Below are 17942 nucleotides of genomic sequence, written 5' to 3' on the forward strand. Positions count from 1 at the left end.
ATTGCTTGATTGTTAGTCTTTTAACTCAGGAACTTCACGCCCTTGGCTGGTATAGAAGTCCGCAACAAAGGCGTCTAATGTACCCGTCTCAATGGCGCCGCGCAAACCCGCCATCAACCTTTGGTAATAACGCAGGTTGTGAATGGTGTTGAGCCTGGCTCCGAGGATTTCGTTACAACGATCCAAATGATGCAAATACGCACGGGAATAATTGGTGCAGGTATAGCAGTCACATTTAGGATCCAGTGGCGATGTGTCATCACGATGACGCGCGTTGCGGATCTTGATAACACCTTCGCTGGTAAACAGATGACCGTTGCGGGCATTACGGGTTGGCATCACACAGTCAAACATGTCAACGCCACGACGCACGCCTTCAACCAGATCTTCTGGCTTACCTACCCCCATCAGATAGCGTGGCTTGTCGGCCGGGATTTGCGGACACACATGCTCAAGTACTCTGTGCATGTCTTCCTTGGGCTCACCCACCGCCAGACCACCGACGGCATAACCGTCAAAACCAATGTCCAAAAGCCCCTTAAGGCTCTCGTCACGCAAATCTTCGTACACGCTGCCCTGAATAATCCCAAACAGTGAGTTGGGGTTTTCGAGGCGGTCAAACTCATCACGGGAACGCTTGGCCCAGCGCAGAGACATCTGCATGGATTTACGCGCCTCATCGTGGGTTGCCGGATACGGCGTGCACTCATCAAAAATCATTACGACATCGCTGCCCAGCGAATGCTGGATTTGCATCGACTTTTCGGCGTCCATAAAAATCTTTTCGCCGTTGATGGGCGAGCGGAAATGCACCCCTTCTTCGGTGATCTTACGGATATCGCCAAGGCTGAATACCTGGAATCCGCCCGAGTCGGTGAGAATGGGACGCTGCCAGTTCATAAAGTCATGCAGGTCGCCGTGCTTGCGCATGATTTCTTCACCGGGGCGCAGCCACAGGTGGAAGGTGTTGCCCAGCAGAATATCTGCGCCGGTGGCACGCACTTCTTCCGGGGTCATACCTTTTACGGTGCCGTAGGTGCCCACTGGCATAAAGGCCGGGGTTTCCACTGTGCCACGCTCGAATACCAGTCTGCCGCGACGGGCCCGGCCCTGGGTAGTAATCAGTTCAAATTTCATAATAACCTCGTCAGAGAAACAGTCTGACCTCATAGTGGCCTATCGGCCGATTAAGCTCACATGGGGGCTCACCCTGACAGCTTCAAGGCAACACCCACGAAAAAAAAGCCCAACCAGATGGTTGGGCAGGCATTTTAAATCAAAAACCGCATTCAGGGGGCTTTTTTAGTCACAAACATGGCATCGCCGTAACTGAAAAAGCGGTATTTTTGTTCAACCGCGTGTCGATAGGCGCCAATCACCTCATCAAAGCCGGCAAAGGCGCTCACCAACATGATAAGCGTTGACTCCGGCAGGTGGAAATTGGTGACCATGGCGTCCACCACTTTGAACTCGAAGCCCGGATAAATAAAGATATCGGTATCGCCGCAAAATGGCTGCAATTCACCTTCGCTGGCTTTGGCAGCACTTTCCAGTGAACGTACCGAGGTCGTGCCCACGGCTATCACCCGCTTACCGGCGGCCTTGGTGGCACGGATTTTTTCAACAACATCGGCGGGAACTTCGGCCCACTCGGAGTGCATCTTGTGCTCGAGCACGTTGTCGACCCGCACCGGCTGGAAGGTACCGGCTCCCACGTGCAGGGTTACAAAGGCTGTATCCACGCCTTTTTCTTTCAGGGCTGCCAGAATCTTTTCGTCAAAGTGCAGACCCGCAGTTGGCGCGGCCACGGCGCCGGGGCGCTCGTTATACACGGTTTGGTAGCGCTCTTTATCGGCATCTTCATCGGGGCGGTCGATATAGGGGGGCAGCGGCATATGGCCCACGGCTTCAAGCACCTCGAGGATAGATTTATCGTCCTTGAGTGACAGCTCAAACAGCGCATCGTGACGGGCATCCATCACCATTTTGTAGCCGCCATCGAGGATGATTTCGGCCCCAGGCTTGGGGGACTTGGATGAACGCACATGGGCGAGAATACGTTTGTCATCCAGCATGCGCTCCACCAGGATTTCCAGTTTGCCGCCACTGGCCTTCTGGCCAAAGAGACGCGCAGGGATAACCCGGGTGTTATTGAAAATCATCAAGTCGCCCGGCTCAATCAGCGCCAGAATATCGGTGAACTGACGATCGGCCAAGGCACCTGTGCGGCCATCCAGGTGCAGCAGACGCGACGCAGTGCGCTCTGGCATCGGATAGCGGGCAATCAGTTCATCAGGAAGATCAAAGGTAAAGTCAGCTACTCGCATCTACAACTCTCAAGCCATGGCCAAAAGACGCGCGTAGTCTAGGGGGACAGGCGGCCAAGATCAAGACGACTTGGACCTTTGCTTATCCCTTTGAGCCTGGTTGACATGGATATGGGTGCCGGAACGGGTGTCCAACTGCTCACAGGGCATGTCGAACTCGACTCTTTTGCGGGGCTTATTGTGTTTAAAGGATTTGCGGGAGATTTCGCCTGGCTGGCGAATTTGACTCGGCATCAATATGCCAAAGACGCGGGTAAACCATTTCCACATCATCCATGATCCTCCGGTGGCTGTTACTCTGGGTACGGATGTCACCTCCTTCAGGCCCCGTTCACTCTGCGGCGAATTAAGATTGGGGTTTCCTGGACATCAATGGTCATGATACCTTGAACCCTCACGCCACACCAAGCCCAAAATATGAACTTTCTAGCACACTTGCACCTGGCGGATATCAGCCAAACCAGCCTCGCGGCCAACCTTGCAGGCGATTTTGCCAAAGGCCCCATCGACCAGTTCACCAAACCGTTGCAACAGGGATTGTGGTTGCACCGGCAAATCGACAAAATCACAGATGAGCATGAAATTTTCAAAGAAATGCTGGGTAAATTTCCCCGGCATTTAAGCCGTGCAGCCCCCTTACTGATTGATTTGGGTTTCGATCATCGTCTGGCGCTGGACTGGGAAGAATATCACCATGAGCCTCTCGATATCTTCTGTCAGCGTGCCTACGATGTGCTTCGCACCTGTGACCATTTGCCGCCAAAGCTTGCCGCCATCGCCCCCAGAATGTGTGATGAAAACTGGTTGGGCGCTTATGGGAGCCGCAGCGGCATCAACGCGGCCATTGCCGGTGTTCGGCGAAGATTATCCCGCCCCGAGATTTTCGATGGCGCCGAAGCGGCGGTTGAGCAACTCGACGTGGAACTGGAGATTGCCTTTCGCACCCTGTATCCGCAGCTGATGGCTTACTCAAGACGTCTGGCCCGCACCACACCAGAGCAATACCTGTAAATGAATGACGCCCCCGCACCGCGCAGTAAAGCCAAACGTCTGTTGCTGGAAGCTCTGATTGCCATCGGGCTTTTTTACGGTATTTCAGCTTATTTTCAAAAAGATATGCTCAAAGACACCGCACCGGTCATTGCCAGCAAAGGTGTAAAGGGCACAAGCTTGTCCTTGCCATCCGCCACAGGCAAACCCACCCTGGTATACTTCTTTGCCGAGTGGTGCGGCGCGTGCAAACTCACCTCACCTGCGGTTGACAATATTGCCACGGATTATCCGGTGCTCGCTATCGCCGCCGACTCGGGCAGCGATGCGAACGTGAGAGCCTTCCTCAAAGCCAAAGGCTATGGCTTCGACGCCCTCAATGACAAGGGCACGCTCACCCAGCACTTCGGCGTAAGCGGATTTCCGTCCCTGTATGTGGTGGATGCCAGGGGCGAAGTGCGCTTTGTCACCCGTGGCGTGAGCACAGAACCTGCTTTAAGAGCTCGGCTTTTCCTCACCGAACAGCTGCAATAGCCGTTGAAAATTCGTAGAATGCGCCCACTTAACCCCAAGTGTGCGCCAACGAAGGAAGCCTGATGGAGATTTTTGACTACCAGCCCCCGGCAGTCCCCTGGCTCGATATTCGCTATATCGACCGTAACCTCATCATCATCAATAAGCCATCGGGCCTGCTGTCGAACCCCGGCATGGCAGCACATACCCACGACAGCGCCATTACCCGCTTGTGCAAGCTCTATCCAGAGGCAATTTTGGTTCATCGCCTGGATTGCGCCACATCGGGCATCATGGTGTTTGCCCGCAGCAAAAAGGCTGAGTCCAATCTAAAGACCCAGTTTCAACATCGTGAAACTGAAAAGCGCTATCTTGCGGAAGTCGCAGGGCTCATAGAGCAGGATGAAGGCACCATTAACCTCCCCCTTGGCAAAGACAGAAACAACCCACCCTGGCAAAAGGTGGACAAAGCAGAAGGCCGTCCGGCAGTAACACATTATCGGGTAATCGAGCGGCGCGAGGGTTCAACCCTGGTGGCTTTGGAACCCGAAACCGGTCGAACCCATCAGCTACGGGTTCATATGCTGGCGATTGGGCATCCCATTCTGGGGGACGATTTCTATGGCAGAACCCAGGCATTTGGTACAGGTAAGGTAGCAGGTGCACGGCCGAGGCTCTGCTTGCACGCAGAGCGGCTCAGCTTCAAACACCCCTGGTCAGGCAAGCCTATGACCTTTATCAGCCGTGCGCCCTTTTAAGCAACGGACGATAAACGTCTTTCAGGCGACCAATGTCTCTTCGCTGACCGGCGCCCGGTAGAAGCAACCGCGGAAGTTGTGGAACTCCAGCCCCGCCTCGGTGACCACAAAAAACTCACCGAAAAAGTTGCCACCAACATCATCCAGACGAAGACCTTCAGCCTGGGGCGTTACCGTCATTTCATCACGGCTGTGACAACCATCGCTGAACCAGGTTTCCAGAAAGTACCTGCCAGACTCTTTATACAAAGACAGGCTGTCCCCCAGCTCTGGTCGTTCATCAACCCAACGGCCAACCAACTCACGTACACTCATATCTGCCTCCCGCCCGATAAGACGCCGACGCTTTTCGAACGCTGATACAGTTGAATCCCTATGCACATTTTGATCTGCACCAAACATTCCGAAAATTGCTGCTGCATTCAGCATAGACGCCATGAAACCTTTTCTCCCGAAACCCCACTCAGAGGTTAAAAAACCGTAACCAATAAGATAAAAATCAGTGAAAATCCATATTTGAATTTTGCTGCATTCTTTGTGGGCAGTGTAACCCAAGCAAAAAATAAAAACGCGAGCTTAATCACTATTTATGCGAAATTCATACTTTACTTAAGTATGGAGAGAGTTGCAGGAATTTGATGTTGGGAATGCCATTGGGGCACAGATGTAGCTAGGTAACGGAGGGAGAGTGGTGGGCCGAGTAGAGCGAAGAGCGTGTTACACCCGACATCCCAAAAGACTCAGGTTAGCTCTGCTACTTGGTTAAACGTTGTGTGGTTACGCGTTATAAAAGGAGATGCTGCGCACCGGTAACTGGAATTTGCCTTCAGCCCCACCGCCAGCCACCAATCCGAGGCTCTGCAGCCGAAACAAATCCAGTCGCGGCGCCGTCACAGTCAGGCCACGTCGCATTGCCACGAAGCGGGTGAAGGGAATGCGGTAACGTCGCCAAAGTCCCTGCCCTGCATAGGTGTCTCCCAGCGGCGCCTGATAAACATGGCGATCGCCACTATGTGTGTCTTTCAGGTTCACTTTAAAGGCACGCTCAGGCGCGGCTATCTCAAGCTCTACACCCTGAAAGGCGCTCACATCCCTCGGCTCAAAGTCCAGATAGACAGACGCAAAACCACCGCCATTGGCATGAGAGATATATCCGGTGAACAATCCATGGCCCTTGGGCGATGCTTGCAATTGAGCACGGGACAAGCCCCCCATAAGAGTGTCGGTCACACTGTACCAATCTCTGGTGCTGTCCAGCGCAGTAAAATCCACCAGTCGCATTTGTGACCTCCCGGGAGCTTTCTCGCTGACAATAAAAAAGCGGCAGTATCTTAATACTGCCGCTTTTTCAGCCATTTGTCATTTATAGCAGCTTAGGCTTTGCGCTCTGCCGCTTCACAGGCCGCTGCGGTAAAGAGCACGTCAGTGGAACTGTTCAGTGCAGTCTCGGCACTGTCCTGGATAACGCCTATGGTAAAGCCTACGGCCACTACCTGCATCGCGATATCGTTGGAGATGCCAAACAAAGAACACGCCAGCGGGATAAGCAGCAAGGAGCCACCGGCCACGCCGGACGCGCCGCAGGCTGAAACAGCCGCGATAACACTGAGCAGCAGCGCAGTGGCCAAATCGACTTCGATACCCAATGTGTGTACGGCCGCCAGGGTCAGCACAGTGATGGTAATGGCCGCTCCAGCCATGTTGATGGTGGCACCGAGCGGAATAGACACTGAATAAGTGTCTTCGTGCAGCTTCAAACGCTCACACAACGCCATGTTCACCGGAATGTTGGCTGCACTGGATCGGGTAAAAAATGCCGTGACTCCGCTCTCACGCAGGCACTTGAACACCAGGGGATAGGGGTTGCGACGAATTTTCAAAAATACAATCAGCGGGTTAACCACAAAGGCTATCACTGCCATGGCGCCAAGCAATACGCCGAGCAATCGGGCATAGGCCGTCAGGGCGTCAAAGCCGGTTTGCGCGATAGTGGCAGCCACCAGACCAAAAATACCGATAGGCGCCAGGCGGATAACAAAGCGCACCAACTGAGACACCCCATGGCTGACATCATGCAGCACGGTTTTGGTACTGCTACTCGCGTGACGCAGCACGATACCCAAGCCCACACCCCAGGCGAGGAGCCCAATATAGTTGGCATTGATAAGGGCATTGACCGGGTTATCCACCAGTTTGAACAGCAAGGTGTTGAGCACCTGACCTATTCCCTCCGGCGGGTTGGCACCCGCAGCTGCGTCAATCAGCACAAGACTGGTAGGAAAGGCAAAGCTCATCAGAACGGCAGTCAGGGCTGCGGCAAAGGTGCCAACGAGATATAGCAGGATGATGGGACGCATGTTGGTTTGCGCACCAGACACCTGATTGGCGATTGACGATGCCACCAGCACAAACACCAACACAGGTGCGATGGCTTTGAGTGCACCCACAAAGAGATCCCCAAGGAAGGCCACCTGATTGGCAGCGTCAGGGCTGAATCCGGCGAGCGCCACACCGGCAATGATCCCCACGAAAATTTGCAGCACCAGGCTGCCACCGGCAGCATTTGCCAGCAATGATTTTTCAGTACTCATGACTTGACCTGTCGTTGTTATCGTTATGGGCCACAGGGGCCTTAAGGACTTTGCATCCCGGCTTTGGGTTGTATCTAAAAGCAGAGGCTTTGTCCAGCAAAGCCGCTGCATTTGGCGGTATGGTGGGCTGTTGAGGTCAAATTGCTTTCAAGCAGCCAACAAAAACATCAACTTTGTGGACTGGACTTGCGCTCTACGCCCCTGAGCATGGCTGAAATCAACTCTTGGGCATCAAACTTGGTAAGCGCCTCGTCGGCGCCAACCTGCTTGGCCTGACTAACGCTGATTTCACTGGAGAGCGACGTATGCAAAATGATGTAAGCCGAGGCCAGCGCCGTATCGTTTTTCACTTCAAACGCCAGTTCATAGCCGTCGAGCCCCGGCATTTCGATATCACTGACCAGTATGTCCACGGGCCGTTTTTCATCGGCACTCTGGCTCATCATGTCCAGCGCGTCACGGCCGTTTGATGCCACTCTGTAGCTGATATTGATGGCATCCAAAGCATCGGATAGCTGCTTTCGCGCCACTTTGGAGTCGTCCACCAGCAGAATATTCATGGGTTTGAGCTGTTCACGCTGCACATCGGTGAGGATACCGATGCGTTTATCTTCCTTGATGGGGAAGATTTTAGACAGCAGCAACTCCACATCCAACAGCTGCACCAGTTTGTCCTGATAGCGGGTGACACCGGTTAAAAAGGCATTGCGGCCCAAATTGTCGGGAGGCGACAGAATATCGCGCCAATTACACTCGATGATTTTGTCGATGCCGCGCACCAAAAAGCCAATCAACATCCGCTGGCAATCGGTGATAATGATAAAACACTTGCTGCGCTCTTCGTCGGTCACCGGCGGATAGCCTACGGCGGCAGCCATATCGATAACGGAAATGGTCTGGCCGCGGACGGTGGCCGTGCCAAGCACTGCCGGATGCGACTGAGGCAGCGCATTCAGATGGGTGTATGGCACCAGCTCACGGATTTTCAGGGTGCCCATGGCAAACAGCTGCGAGCGACTCAAATGAAACAGCAGCAGACCCTGGGATTGATTGGCTTTACTCTTCATAGTTCCCCTTCACAGGATTAAAGCTGGGATTCCAGTGGAAACAGCGCCAGCACATCGGCCATGAAACGGCGCCAAAATCCAGCCTGGGGCTCGGCATAAATATCTTTACCTGAGCTGAGTTCATGCCAGTATAGGCCGTCCTTGCCGAGCTTCACCTGGTAGGTGTTGTTGGTTAAAAAACGTGGCAGCCAGGAACGAATTTGCTGATTCAGTTCACCCTGTTCCACCATGACTCCCATTTCAGTATTGAGCCAGGCTGAGCGCGGATCAAAATTAAAGGAGCCGACAAAAAGCCTGTCATTGTCGAATAAAAAGCTCTTGGCATGCAAACTGGACCGGGAGCTCCCTTTCCAGGAGTGACTGGGACTCTTGCCGGTTGCCTTCACTTCATAAAGGGATACCCCGGCACGCAGGAGCGCCTCACGATACCCCTTATAACCCGAATGAACCGCCAGCACGTCGGTGGCAGCCAGACTGTTGGTAATCACAGACACCTCAACACCTCGCTTGGCAAGGCCGCTTAGCAACCTGACACCCTCTGCCGAGGGCACAAAGTAGGGCGAAATGATTACCAGGCTGTCCCTGGTTTGATGAAACTCCCCCAGCAGGGGCGCTATCATCCAGGCTTCAGCCTGTCCCTCTCGCTTGTCGGGAGGATCGACAAAAACTCTCGCCTCCCCCCAAAACCATTCAATACGATTGTCCGCCATGTGCCTGAGCAATGGGGATTTTGTCAGGCGTTGAATATAGGGATGCTCTTCGAGTTGGCGTTTCTGGTTGGCAATTTCGCGATACAACCCCGCCAAATCATCGGATTTTACCTGATACTCGGCCAAGAGCTCGACCGGGTAGGTCTCGCTGCCATTCCAGTAGGCATCAAATTGATCCGATACCTGCTCCACTACCGGACCGGTCAGCAGCAGGTCGAGATCGCCAAACTCCAGCTCTTCATCGTTGGAAAAGTACTCGTTGCCGATGTTGCGCCCCCCGACCACACTGAGGCGATTATCCACCGTGAGCGATTTATTGTGCATGCGATGATTCATGCGGCCAAAATCGGTGGCAAAAGACAAGGCTCTGAGGGTGCGATGAGACGAAGGATTATACAGCCTGACGAACACATTAGGGTGGCTTGCCATCACAGCCAGTTGCCTGTCGATATTGACGCTGGCGGTATCATCCAGTAACAGACGCACCCTTACACCACGGTCTGCCGCATCCAGCAATTGCCAGGCCAGTAAACGTCCGGTGTCATCGTTGCGAAAGATGTAGTACTGCAAATCAATGCTGGCCTCGGCAGACTTTATCAACGCCAGCCTGGCCACCATGGCGTCAAGGCCCTCAAACAGCGGCAAAACACCACTCTGCCCCGGATGGCTCGCCAGCGGCTCCGCCAGATATCCGGCTATCAGGCTATCCGGCGCAGACGTAAGCTTGTAAGTCCGCGGTGCATCTTTCAGCTCGGGCATGCTGCTGCAACCTCCGAGTGAGACACTCCCAAGGATCATCAGGCAAAATGAACGCCATGGAACACGCTGGGGCATACGGTTGAATTCCTTTTGCTTTCAATTGGATTCATTCTGCATTGAATATAACACGTCGTAAACCAATTGATCCCAACCTTCAGCGGTAAAGGCCTGTTCCCTGAGGCTGCGTACCTGACTGACCGCATGCACGGGGGCGGCTCCCATCGCCATCAGATAGGCAGCCATCAGCAAGCCAGTTCTGTCATTGCCGAGGGCACAGTGCACGAGCACAGGGGTTTGTGCATCTTCCATCTCCATGACCCACGTGAGCGCCTCACGAATGGTCTGACTCGCAAGCACGACGTCTTGCTCCAGAGGCGGTACATTCCGCGTAATGGGTCGATGCAAATGGGCAATACCTGCGTTGGCCAGTGCTTCGGTATCGCCCGCATCGTCGGACAGGCTCACCACTGCACCTATACCGTTTTCTTTGAGTTCACCCGGGTCCCAGGGCTGACAACAAGGGCCACAGCGTCCGGCAAGTACCCCTTCAACCATCCAAAACAGGTGTTTCATGCAAGTCCCCTCTCAGGTTGTTTGGAACATTATGCCAGAGGCCGGGCTTTGCGGGACTTGATTGAGCGCAGTATTTTTATCGACGGAACTACAACAATGGCAGCACGCAGGACTCGAGTCGAAGCAGACTTGCCTTCATTTCGAGCCCCCAAGCGTATCCGGTCAGTGTGCCCCCCTTGCCTATCACCCTATGACAGGGAATGATGATGGCCACCGGATTGGCCCCATTGGCCGCCCCAACTGCCCGCACCGCCGTTGGCCGGTTAATTTGAAGTGCTATCTCGGAGTAACTGGCCGTTTCGCCAAAGGGAAGGGCCAAAAGCGCCTGCCATACTGCCCGCTGAAACTCAGTGCCTTTTGGTGCAAGCGCCAAATCAAATTGATGGCGTTTACCCGCAAAGAACTCCATAAGCTGCGTGCAGGCAGCATTCAAATGTCCTTCAGCCCGGCTCGCCGCTGACGCTGATGGGCATGCAAGCTCATCCCTAAGGGGGGCAACCTTCAAACACATCAACCCATTCGCGCTTGCTCCCAACCAGAGGGTACCAACGGGGGATTCCAGTGTACAGCTTGCGGCCATTGGGGCGGCAGAAATCAGCTCGCTGCAATCATTGGTTACTCGCATCATAGTGTCTCTTTTATCGTCAATTCGTTTCGAACAGTCCGGCTTTTGGAAAACTGCTCAGGCTCACTGCCACACGGACACTGTCAGGTCTCACTGCACTGGTTAATCAGAGATCAGTGTGCCACAGCGCCAACGTCAGATAACTGCCCCAGGGCGAAACCTGCCCCATGAGAGTATCAGGCGCCTTTGCCCACCCCATGGCTTTAAGCTTTTGCTTCACGACCAGATCGCCCGCGAGCAAAATATCCGGATCCGACAACCCCCTCATACGGGCATAGCTGACCGTCCAGGGACCAATCCCTTTAACACCAAGCAAGGCTGCATCGTCCGGTTGGGGGGATCGGCTAAAGAGCGCTGCCATCTCCAACAGCGCCTTTTTTCTGCTCCCCGGCATTTTCAAACTTTCGAGCGTGGCCGACGCCACTTGTTCCGCGGTGGGAAAAACCCGGCAGCGTCTGCCGCCAAGTTCAACCTCGTCTGATGTTTCGTCTGTCAACAAGCCCAGGAGCCTCGTCGCCTGAGCAAGACTCACCTGTTGCCCGAGCACCGCACGGCACGCGGCCTCAAAAAAACTGCCGGCGCCCGGTAATGTCATGGTATTGAGTACCACGCCATCAGGCATGGGCGCTTGAATATGCTCATGAATGAGCGAGAGATTGGCGTCCACATCCAGCACCCGCTTGATTTCGGCCAGCCATTGGCTGAGCGCACTGACACGCCCTCCCGGGTAGATGGTAACCGCCAAGGCATTTTTGCCCGCCTGCAAACAAGCCTCAAACCAGCCAGCGTCACCAGCAACCCTTAGAGTACGACCATAGCAGGCCTCGCCTGCATCGTTAGAAAACCATTCGGCGCCGGGAATCGCCCTTGCCATAAAAAAGGCCCTGAGCTGCATAAAGTCGTAAGGGGGCCTGAAACTTAAATTAAGTCGAATGCCAGCATCCTTTACCTTGCTGGCGGCCCGGATGGCGCTTGGCGTTAACGCAAGGCGTTCGCGGAATACCTCATTGAATCGCCTCACCGAGCCGAACCCAGCCGCAAAGGCTACATCCGTGATGGGCAACGACGTTTGATGCAGGAGTGCTTTGGCCAGCAGCAAACGGCGATAATCCCCAAAGGCTTTGGGCGACATACCCAGGTGCTCACAAAACAATTTTCGCAGATAGCGGCTGCCAACGCCCACACGCCCGGCGAGCGCTTCCATGGCCTGAGCCTGAGTTTGAGCCTGCTCGGATGTATGTTCGTCGGTCGCATTCAACGCCCCCGCATCTATAAGCGCCATGGCTCTGGTCAGGGTCGTTGCCGTGCCACGCCATGGCGACGAGCCGGGAGCCGATTCGGGACGGCATCTGAGGCACGGGCGCAACCCCGCTGCCGCAGCCGCCAGGGCAGACGCGAAATAGCGTACGTTTTCCTCTTTTGGGGCTGTGGCCGGGCAAATGGGGCGACAATAAATCCCGGTGGAAAAAACACCGGTGAAAAACAGTCCGTCGAAGCGGGCGTCGCGGCTAAGGCGCGCCCGTTGGCAAATTTCCGCCGAGGGCAATTGCTGGAACACGGCTAAACCTGTCTAGAGTGAGAGTAAAATCACTTTACCCGAGCCCGGGGGCATCAACCAGCGGAAATCGGCCCTCAACCCGAATCCCCTCTCCCCTTTCCGCTTACCTGTCGAAAATAAGCATAGTCTGAAACAGAAATTAACAATCACCCCTACCCTAATTGGGATATGCTGTGGCGATTGTTAATGGAATCCAAGAATTATGATTAAGCTCTTTCAACTCTTTGAACGCTGGACGACCGCGTTACCTGACGCGAACGCAACCAAACCGCCATCCGGCTTATTCGCTTTTTGCCGCCACTACACGCGCGGATTTGAAGTGCCACTCATCTGCATGTCACTTCTGACAGCGCTGCTTGCGGCACTTGAAGTATCGCTGTTTGGTTTTATGGGGCAACTGGTGGATTGGCTGGTGAATAAGGACCCAGCAACTCTGCTGCAGGACGAAGGCAAAACACTGCTTGGCATGACCTTGCTGGTGCTGGTGGCAATCCCCTTGTTGGTGCTGCTGCACGCATTGATTGCGTATCAGAGTCTGCTTGGCAACTATCCCATGTCCATTCGCTGGCTGGCTCACCGTTACCTGCTGAGACAAAGCATAGGGTTCTATCAGAATGAATTTGCCGGCAGGATTGCCACCAAAGTCATGCAGTCGGCGCTTGCGGTACGTGAAACCGTCATGAAACTGCTGGATGTCGCCGTGTATATCCTGGTGTATTTCACCTCGATGCTGGTGATCATCGCACAAAGCGACTGGCGACTCATGCTGCCGATGCTGGTATGGCTTTGTTTTTACGTAGCATTGCAATGGTATTTCATTCCCAGATTGAAACGGGTGTCAACAGAGCAGGCAGATGCCCGCTCGACCATGACAGGTCGCATTGTCGACAGTTACACCAATATTTCCACCGTGAAGCTCTTTTCCCATACCCAAAGAGAAGCTGACTATGCCCGCGATGCCATGGGCGGATTTCTGGACACCGTATACCGGCAAATGCGTTTGGTGACCGGGCTTAACGTCAGTGTGCAGATCATCAACTATATGCTGGTGTTTGCCGTGGCGGCGATTGCCATAGTGCTGTGGACCGAGCAGGCCATCACCATAGGAGCTATCGCCATTGCCGTGAGTTTGGCGCTGCGTCTCAATGGTATGAGTCAGTGGATCATGTGGGAAGTAAGCTCCCTGTTTGAAAACATCGGCACTGTGGTGGATGGTATGAATACCCTCTCCAAACCCACTCAGATTGAAGACGCACCGAACGCCAAGGCGCTGCAGGTGAGCAAAGGGGCAATTCACTACAACGACGTGAGCTTTCATTATGGCGAAGGCAGCGGCGTGATTGACGGACTGGAGCTCAATATTCGCCCCGGTGAAAAAGTGGGACTCGTGGGCCGTTCGGGCGCAGGAAAATCCACCATGGTGAATCTGTTGATGCGCTTTTATGATGTGGAGCGCGGCGAAATACTTATCGACGGCCAGCCCATACATGCGGTAACCCAGGATTCTCTGCGGGCGCACATAGGTATGGTCACCCAGGACACCTCTTTGCTGCACCGCACTATTCGGGAAAATATTCTCTACGGCCGCCCGGATGCGACAGAGGAAGAACTGAATAAGGCTATCGACAGGGCACAGGCGCGGGAATTTATTGAGCAGCTGAGCGACCCCTCCGGCAACCATGGGTTGGATGCCATGGTGGGCGAACGTGGTGTTAAACTCTCCGGCGGACAGCGCCAGCGTATCGCCATCGCCCGTGTACTGCTTAAGGATGCGCCTATTTTGATCTTGGACGAAGCCACCTCGGCATTGGACTCTGAAGTGGAAGCGGCCATTCAGGAAAGTCTGTACCAGTTGATGGAAGGTAAAACTGTGATTGCCATTGCCCACCGTTTATCGACCATCGCCGCCATGGACAGGCTTATAGTACTCGATGAAGGTAAAGTCGTTGAGCAAGGCAGCCATAAGGAGCTGGTGGCTCACGGCGGCATTTACGCTCAGCTGTGGGCGCACCAGACCGGTGGTTTCCTCGGGACTGAGTAGCCTTTATCCACTCAATAAAAGGGCACTAAGCAATTGTGCCCTTTTTTATTGCCTATCTTCGCTTATGTGTTTTCCTTCCCGAGTTCAGGCACGGGTTATCAGCTCACGCTCAACATGCCCCGCTCAGATTTGCGGTTTAAAGAATCGCGACATTGAAGAGTATGACAGGACTAACTGACAGGCCGGGGCCTGAATTAAGTATCTCGTTGATTATACAAAGCACTATAAACAGCAGGTGGCACGCTTACGCGCATTAACTGATTTAAGGCTGTCATTCAGGACTGTGAGGAAACGACAGTTATGGACTTGATCTATGGGGAGTAAGAGCGAAACATCCACACCAGAAAACAAAAAACCACCCTATGGGTGGTTTTAAATGTGGTGGAGCTACGCGGGATCGAACCGCGGACCTCTTGCATGCCATGCAAGCGCTCTCCCAGCTGAGCTATAACCCCGAAAAATGTGGCATCCCCTAGGGGATTCGAACCCCTGTTACCGCCGTGAAAGGGCGGTGTCCTAGGCCTCTAGACGAAGGGGACCCTGGGCTCACGATTAACGCCGTGATTACGTATTTGGTGGAGCTACGCGGGATCGAACCGCGGACCTCTTGCATGCCATGCAAGCGCTCTCCCAGCTGAGCTATAACCCCGAAAAATGTGGCATCCCCTAGGGGATTCGAACCCCTGTTACCGCCGTGAAAGGGCGGTGTCCTAGGCCTCTAGACGAAGGGGACCCTGGACTTAAGTGTTTAGACTCGCTTAAAAGAGTGTGGTATCCCCTGGAGGATTCGAACCACTGTTACCGCCGACTCTCTACCCAGAGAAAATGGGCGGTGTCCCAGCCCTCTTGACGAAGGTTACACTGGACTCACGATTAACGCCGTGATTACGTATTTGGTGGAGCTACGCGGGATCGAACCGCGGACCTCTTGCATGCCATGCAAGCGCTCTCCCAGCTGAGCTATAGCCCCGAAATCTTCGCTGAACTGGCAAAAACTTCAGAAAATGTGGCATCCCCTAGGGGATTCGAACCCCTGTTACCGCCGTGAAAGGGCGGTGTCCTAGGCCTCTAGACGAAGGGGACCCTGGACTTAAGTGTTTAGACTCGCTTAAAAGAGTGTGGCATCCCCTGGAGGATTCGAACCACTGTTACTGCCTACTTTCTACCCAGAGAAAGTAGGGCGGTGTCCCAGTCCTCTGTACGAAGGGTACCCTGGACTCACGATTAACGCCGTGATTACGTATTTGGTGGAGCTACGCGGGATCGAACCGCGGACCTCTTGCATGCCATGCAAGCGCTCTCCCAGCTGAGCTATAGCCCCGAAATATTCGCTGAATTAGCAAAAACTTCAGAAAATGTGGCATCCCCTAGGGGATTCGAACCCCTGTTACCGCCGTGAAAGGGCGGTGTCCTAGGCCTCTAGACGAAGGGGACCCGGACCACTGTTATCCTCGGTGACGAGCACTGGTTTTGCGAAACTCAGTAAAATGGCATCCCCTAGGGGATTCGAACCCCTGTTACCGCCGTGAAAGGGCGGTGTCCTAGGCCTCTAGACGAAGGGGACCCGGACCACTGTTATCCTCGGTGACGAGCACTGGTTTTGCGAAACTCAGTAAAATGGCATCCCCTAGGGGATTCGAACCCCTGTTACCGCCGTGAAAGGGCGGTGTCCTAGGCCTCTAGACGAAGGGGACCCGGACAAGAGAAACTTGGTGGAGCTACGCGGGATCGAACCGCGGACCTCTTGCATGCCATGCAAGCGCTCTCCCAGCTGAGCTATAGCCCCATGCTTCTCTTACTGCATTTGAGTGTGCTGCCAGCGTTGCTGACACCGTGTCTCGACTGCGTGGCGCATTCTATGCAGCACACCAAAATGTGTCAACGCCTTTTTTAGGAATTTATCCTATCTGCTACAAAATCAACCGCTTTGGAGATTCTTTGCTCAGAACGGGCCTTTCCGATGAGTTCCAGGGTGATATCCAATCCAGGCGACTGCCCTGCCCCGGTCACGGCAACGCGCAGCGGCATGCCCACTTTGCCCATACCCACTTCCAGTTCAGTTGCTGTGTCTTCAATGGCTTGATGAATCGCTTCACGTGTCCACTCGGTCAAGGCAGCCAGTTTCTGCTGAACCAGTTTCAAAGGCTCGAGTGCCACACCACGCAAATGTTTCTTGGCTTGCTCAGCATCGAACTCTTCGAAGTCTTCATAGAAATAGCGGCTTGATGCAGCCAGTTCTTTCAATGTCTTGGCGCGTTCAGACAGCGCGGTCACCACGTCGGCAAGTGCGGGACCATTGCTGGTATCAATACCCTGGTCTTTCATGTGCCACTCAAGGTGCTTGGCCACATATTCAGGATCCAGTGCTTTAATATAGTGTTGGTTCAGCCACAGCAGTTTTTCGCTGTTAAAAGCAGACGCCGCCTTGTTGATGTCATCGAGACGGAAAAACTCTACCAATTCATCCATGGAGAAGATTTCCTGATCGCCATGGGACCAGCCCAGACGCACCAAATAGTTCAGCAAGGCTTCCGGCAGGTAACCATCGTCACGGTACTGCATCACACTCACAGCGCCGTGGCGCTTGGACAGCTTGGCACCATCATCACCCAGGATCATGGAAACGTGGGCATATTCAGGAATAGGCGCACCGAGCGCTTTGAGAATGTTGATCTGGCGCGGAGTGTTGTTGATATGGTCTTCACCGCGCACCACGTGGGTAATGCCCATGTCCCAATCGTCAACCACCACGCAGAAGTTGTAAGTAGGGCTGCCGTCGGTGCGGCGAATGATAAGGTCATCCAGCTCTTCGTTGGCAATCTCGATGCGACCACGCACGTGGTCATCAAACACAACACTGCCGCCCTGAGGGTTCAGGAAGCGCACCACATGGGGCTCACCTTCGGCACGTGGGGCAGCGCCGCGGCAGCAACCATCATACTTCTGACGCTCGCCCTTGGCGGCCTGTTCTTCGCGAACGGCTTCCAGACGCTCTTTGGAGCAGTAACACTTGTATGCAGTACCGGCCTTGAGCATTTGGTCGATAATTTCGTTGTAACGGTCAAAACGCTTGGTCTGGTAATAAGGACCCTCATCCCAGTTAAGGTTAAGCCACTCCATCCCTTCCAAAATGGCGTCTACCGCTTCCTGAGTTGAACGTTCAAGGTCGGTATCTTCGATACGCAGCACAAACTCACCCTGATTGGCGCGGGCATGGAGCCAGGAATACAGCGCGGTACGGGCACCACCGACGTGCAGGAATCCAGTGGGGCTGGGAGCAAAACGGGTTTTTACAGTCATAGGGGACACTAACCTATTAGCAAAGGGCCATTGGGCCTTAAGGGTCAAAGTGGCGGTATTCTACCAGTGTATTGGGCCGATGGAAAATGGGCACATGCCGGGTAATGGGTCGCTATAAAGGGGGACTCAA

Annotated in this window: 16 protein-coding genes and 11 tRNA genes; 4 read left to right on the forward strand and 23 right to left on the reverse strand. The window is 54.1% G+C overall.

What is annotated here, in order from left to right:
• Window positions 1-12 precede the first annotated feature (12 nt).
• The 3 genes from tgt to JQC75_RS11245 form a co-directional block, all read right to left on the reverse strand.
• Complete coding sequence (tgt, locus tag JQC75_RS11235) at window positions 13-1137, reverse strand: tRNA guanosine(34) transglycosylase Tgt (protein ID WP_203324192.1); 1125 nt, start codon at window positions 1135-1137, stop codon at window positions 13-15.
• 152 nt (window positions 1138-1289) lie between these two features.
• Window positions 1290-2327, reverse strand: a complete 1038-nt coding sequence (gene queA, locus JQC75_RS11240) for a tRNA preQ1(34) S-adenosylmethionine ribosyltransferase-isomerase QueA (protein ID WP_203324193.1) — start codon at window positions 2325-2327, stop codon at window positions 1290-1292.
• A 60-nt stretch (window positions 2328-2387) separates the two neighbouring features.
• Window positions 2388-2600, reverse strand: a complete 213-nt coding sequence (locus tag JQC75_RS11245) for a hypothetical protein (protein ID WP_203324194.1) — start codon at window positions 2598-2600, stop codon at window positions 2388-2390.
• A gap of 144 nt (window positions 2601-2744) precedes the next feature.
• On the opposite strand from JQC75_RS11245, the gene JQC75_RS11250 reads away from it, so the two are divergent.
• From JQC75_RS11250 to JQC75_RS11260, 3 genes are all read left to right on the forward strand, one after another.
• Entirely contained in the window at window positions 2745-3338 is a 594-nt protein-coding gene (locus JQC75_RS11250) for an acyl carrier protein phosphodiesterase (RefSeq protein ID WP_203324195.1), read from the forward strand.
• Window positions 3339-3851: a protein disulfide oxidoreductase gene (locus tag JQC75_RS11255; protein ID WP_203324196.1), complete on the forward strand. Its 513-nt coding sequence runs from the start codon at window positions 3339-3341 to the stop codon at window positions 3849-3851. It abuts the gene before it with no gap.
• A gap of 62 nt (window positions 3852-3913) precedes the next feature.
• Window positions 3914-4588 (forward strand): RluA family pseudouridine synthase, encoded by a 675-nt coding sequence (locus JQC75_RS11260; protein WP_203324197.1) that lies wholly within the window; start codon window positions 3914-3916, stop codon window positions 4586-4588.
• 21 nt (window positions 4589-4609) lie between these two features.
• On the opposite strand, the gene JQC75_RS11265 is transcribed toward JQC75_RS11260, so the two are convergent.
• From JQC75_RS11265 to JQC75_RS11300, 8 genes are all read right to left on the reverse strand, one after another.
• On the reverse strand, window positions 4610-4903 hold the full coding sequence (locus JQC75_RS11265; protein WP_239001998.1) for a hypothetical protein: 294 nt from the start codon (window positions 4901-4903) through the stop codon (window positions 4610-4612).
• 462 nt (window positions 4904-5365) lie between these two features.
• A complete protein-coding gene (locus JQC75_RS11270; RefSeq protein ID WP_203324199.1) occupies window positions 5366-5869 on the reverse strand; it encodes a CIA30 family protein in 504 nt (167 codons plus the stop codon).
• A 92-nt stretch (window positions 5870-5961) separates the two neighbouring features.
• The gene (gene sstT / locus JQC75_RS11275) at window positions 5962-7179 is read right to left on the reverse strand and encodes a serine/threonine transporter SstT (protein WP_203324200.1); all 1218 of its coding nucleotides are present in this window, start codon (window positions 7177-7179) and stop codon (window positions 5962-5964) included.
• Window positions 7180-7346: 167 nt separating this feature from the next.
• Window positions 7347-8246 carry a chemotaxis protein CheV gene (locus JQC75_RS11280; protein ID WP_203324201.1) on the reverse strand — a complete coding sequence of 300 codons (900 nt, stop codon included), beginning with the start codon at window positions 8244-8246 and terminating at the stop codon, window positions 7347-7349.
• A 17-nt stretch (window positions 8247-8263) separates the two neighbouring features.
• Window positions 8264-9790: a phospholipase D family protein gene (locus tag JQC75_RS11285; RefSeq protein ID WP_203324202.1), complete on the reverse strand. Its 1527-nt coding sequence runs from the start codon at window positions 9788-9790 to the stop codon at window positions 8264-8266.
• 21 nt (window positions 9791-9811) lie between these two features.
• Window positions 9812-10288 carry a phosphatase domain-containing putative toxin gene (locus tag JQC75_RS11290; RefSeq protein WP_203324203.1) on the reverse strand — a complete coding sequence of 159 codons (477 nt, stop codon included), beginning with the start codon at window positions 10286-10288 and terminating at the stop codon, window positions 9812-9814.
• 88 nt (window positions 10289-10376) lie between these two features.
• The gene (locus tag JQC75_RS11295) at window positions 10377-10913 is read right to left on the reverse strand and encodes a methylated-DNA--[protein]-cysteine S-methyltransferase (RefSeq protein ID WP_380796346.1); all 537 of its coding nucleotides are present in this window, start codon (window positions 10911-10913) and stop codon (window positions 10377-10379) included.
• A 106-nt stretch (window positions 10914-11019) separates the two neighbouring features.
• Complete coding sequence (locus tag JQC75_RS11300) at window positions 11020-12471, reverse strand: AlkA N-terminal domain-containing protein (protein ID WP_203324205.1); 1452 nt, start codon at window positions 12469-12471, stop codon at window positions 11020-11022.
• Window positions 12472-12673: 202 nt separating this feature from the next.
• On the opposite strand from JQC75_RS11300, the gene JQC75_RS11305 reads away from it, so the two are divergent.
• Window positions 12674-14512: an ABC transporter ATP-binding protein gene (locus JQC75_RS11305; protein ID WP_203324206.1), complete on the forward strand. Its 1839-nt coding sequence runs from the start codon at window positions 12674-12676 to the stop codon at window positions 14510-14512.
• Window positions 14513-14891: 379 nt separating this feature from the next.
• Here the strand turns inward: JQC75_RS11305 and JQC75_RS11310 are convergent.
• The 12 genes from JQC75_RS11310 to gltX form a co-directional block, all read right to left on the reverse strand.
• A tRNA-Ala gene (locus JQC75_RS11310) sits at window positions 14892-14967 on the reverse strand.
• Between the two features lie 8 nt (window positions 14968-14975).
• Window positions 14976-15051, reverse strand: a tRNA-Glu gene (locus JQC75_RS11315).
• Window positions 15052-15085: 34 nt separating this feature from the next.
• Window positions 15086-15161, reverse strand: a tRNA-Ala gene (locus JQC75_RS11320).
• Between the two features lie 8 nt (window positions 15162-15169).
• Window positions 15170-15245, reverse strand: a tRNA-Glu gene (locus JQC75_RS11325).
• Between the two features lie 161 nt (window positions 15246-15406).
• A tRNA-Ala gene (locus tag JQC75_RS11330) sits at window positions 15407-15482 on the reverse strand.
• Window positions 15483-15519: 37 nt separating this feature from the next.
• A tRNA-Glu gene (locus JQC75_RS11335) sits at window positions 15520-15595 on the reverse strand.
• A 162-nt stretch (window positions 15596-15757) separates the two neighbouring features.
• Window positions 15758-15833: transfer RNA gene (locus JQC75_RS11340), tRNA-Ala, on the reverse strand.
• A gap of 37 nt (window positions 15834-15870) precedes the next feature.
• Window positions 15871-15946, reverse strand: a tRNA-Glu gene (locus JQC75_RS11345).
• 54 nt (window positions 15947-16000) lie between these two features.
• Window positions 16001-16076: transfer RNA gene (locus JQC75_RS11350), tRNA-Glu, on the reverse strand.
• Between the two features lie 54 nt (window positions 16077-16130).
• A tRNA-Glu gene (locus JQC75_RS11355) sits at window positions 16131-16206 on the reverse strand.
• Between the two features lie 16 nt (window positions 16207-16222).
• Window positions 16223-16298: transfer RNA gene (locus tag JQC75_RS11360), tRNA-Ala, on the reverse strand.
• 104 nt (window positions 16299-16402) lie between these two features.
• A complete protein-coding gene (gene gltX, locus JQC75_RS11365; RefSeq protein WP_203324207.1) occupies window positions 16403-17812 on the reverse strand; it encodes a glutamate--tRNA ligase in 1410 nt (469 codons plus the stop codon).
• Window positions 17813-17942 lie beyond the last annotated feature (130 nt).

Source organism: Shewanella litorisediminis (genome assembly GCF_016834455.1).
GTDB lineage: Bacteria > Pseudomonadota > Gammaproteobacteria > Enterobacterales > Shewanellaceae > Shewanella > Shewanella litorisediminis.

Coding starts and splice junctions, on each gene's coding strand:
- JQC75_RS11285 (WP_203324202.1), bottom strand. CDS start 9,790: ATGCCCCAGCGTGTTCCATGGCGTTCATTTTGCCTGATGATCCTTGGG.
- JQC75_RS11280 (WP_203324201.1), bottom strand. CDS start 8,246: ATGAAGAGTAAAGCCAATCAATCCCAGGGTCTGCTGCTGTTTCATTTG.
- JQC75_RS11290 (WP_203324203.1), bottom strand. CDS start 10,288: ATGAAACACCTGTTTTGGATGGTTGAAGGGGTACTTGCCGGACGCTGT.
- JQC75_RS11245 (WP_203324194.1), bottom strand. CDS start 2,600: ATGATGTGGAAATGGTTTACCCGCGTCTTTGGCATATTGATGCCGAGT.
- sstT (WP_203324200.1), bottom strand. CDS start 7,179: ATGAGTACTGAAAAATCATTGCTGGCAAATGCTGCCGGTGGCAGCCTG.
- tgt (WP_203324192.1), bottom strand. CDS start 1,137: ATGAAATTTGAACTGATTACTACCCAGGGCCGGGCCCGTCGCGGCAGA.
- JQC75_RS11265 (WP_239001998.1), bottom strand. CDS start 4,903: ATGAGTGTACGTGAGTTGGTTGGCCGTTGGGTTGATGAACGACCAGAG.
- queA (WP_203324193.1), bottom strand. CDS start 2,327: ATGCGAGTAGCTGACTTTACCTTTGATCTTCCTGATGAACTGATTGCC.
- JQC75_RS11295 (WP_380796346.1), bottom strand. CDS start 10,913: ATGCGAGTAACCAATGATTGCAGCGAGCTGATTTCTGCCGCCCCAATG.
- JQC75_RS11255 (WP_203324196.1), top strand. CDS start 3,339: ATGAATGACGCCCCCGCACCGCGCAGTAAAGCCAAACGTCTGTTGCTG.
- JQC75_RS11260 (WP_203324197.1), top strand. CDS start 3,914: ATGGAGATTTTTGACTACCAGCCCCCGGCAGTCCCCTGGCTCGATATT.
- JQC75_RS11250 (WP_203324195.1), top strand. CDS start 2,745: ATGAACTTTCTAGCACACTTGCACCTGGCGGATATCAGCCAAACCAGC.
- gltX (WP_203324207.1), bottom strand. CDS start 17,812: ATGACTGTAAAAACCCGTTTTGCTCCCAGCCCCACTGGATTCCTGCAC.
- JQC75_RS11270 (WP_203324199.1), bottom strand. CDS start 5,869: ATGCGACTGGTGGATTTTACTGCGCTGGACAGCACCAGAGATTGGTAC.
- JQC75_RS11305 (WP_203324206.1), top strand. CDS start 12,674: ATGATTAAGCTCTTTCAACTCTTTGAACGCTGGACGACCGCGTTACCT.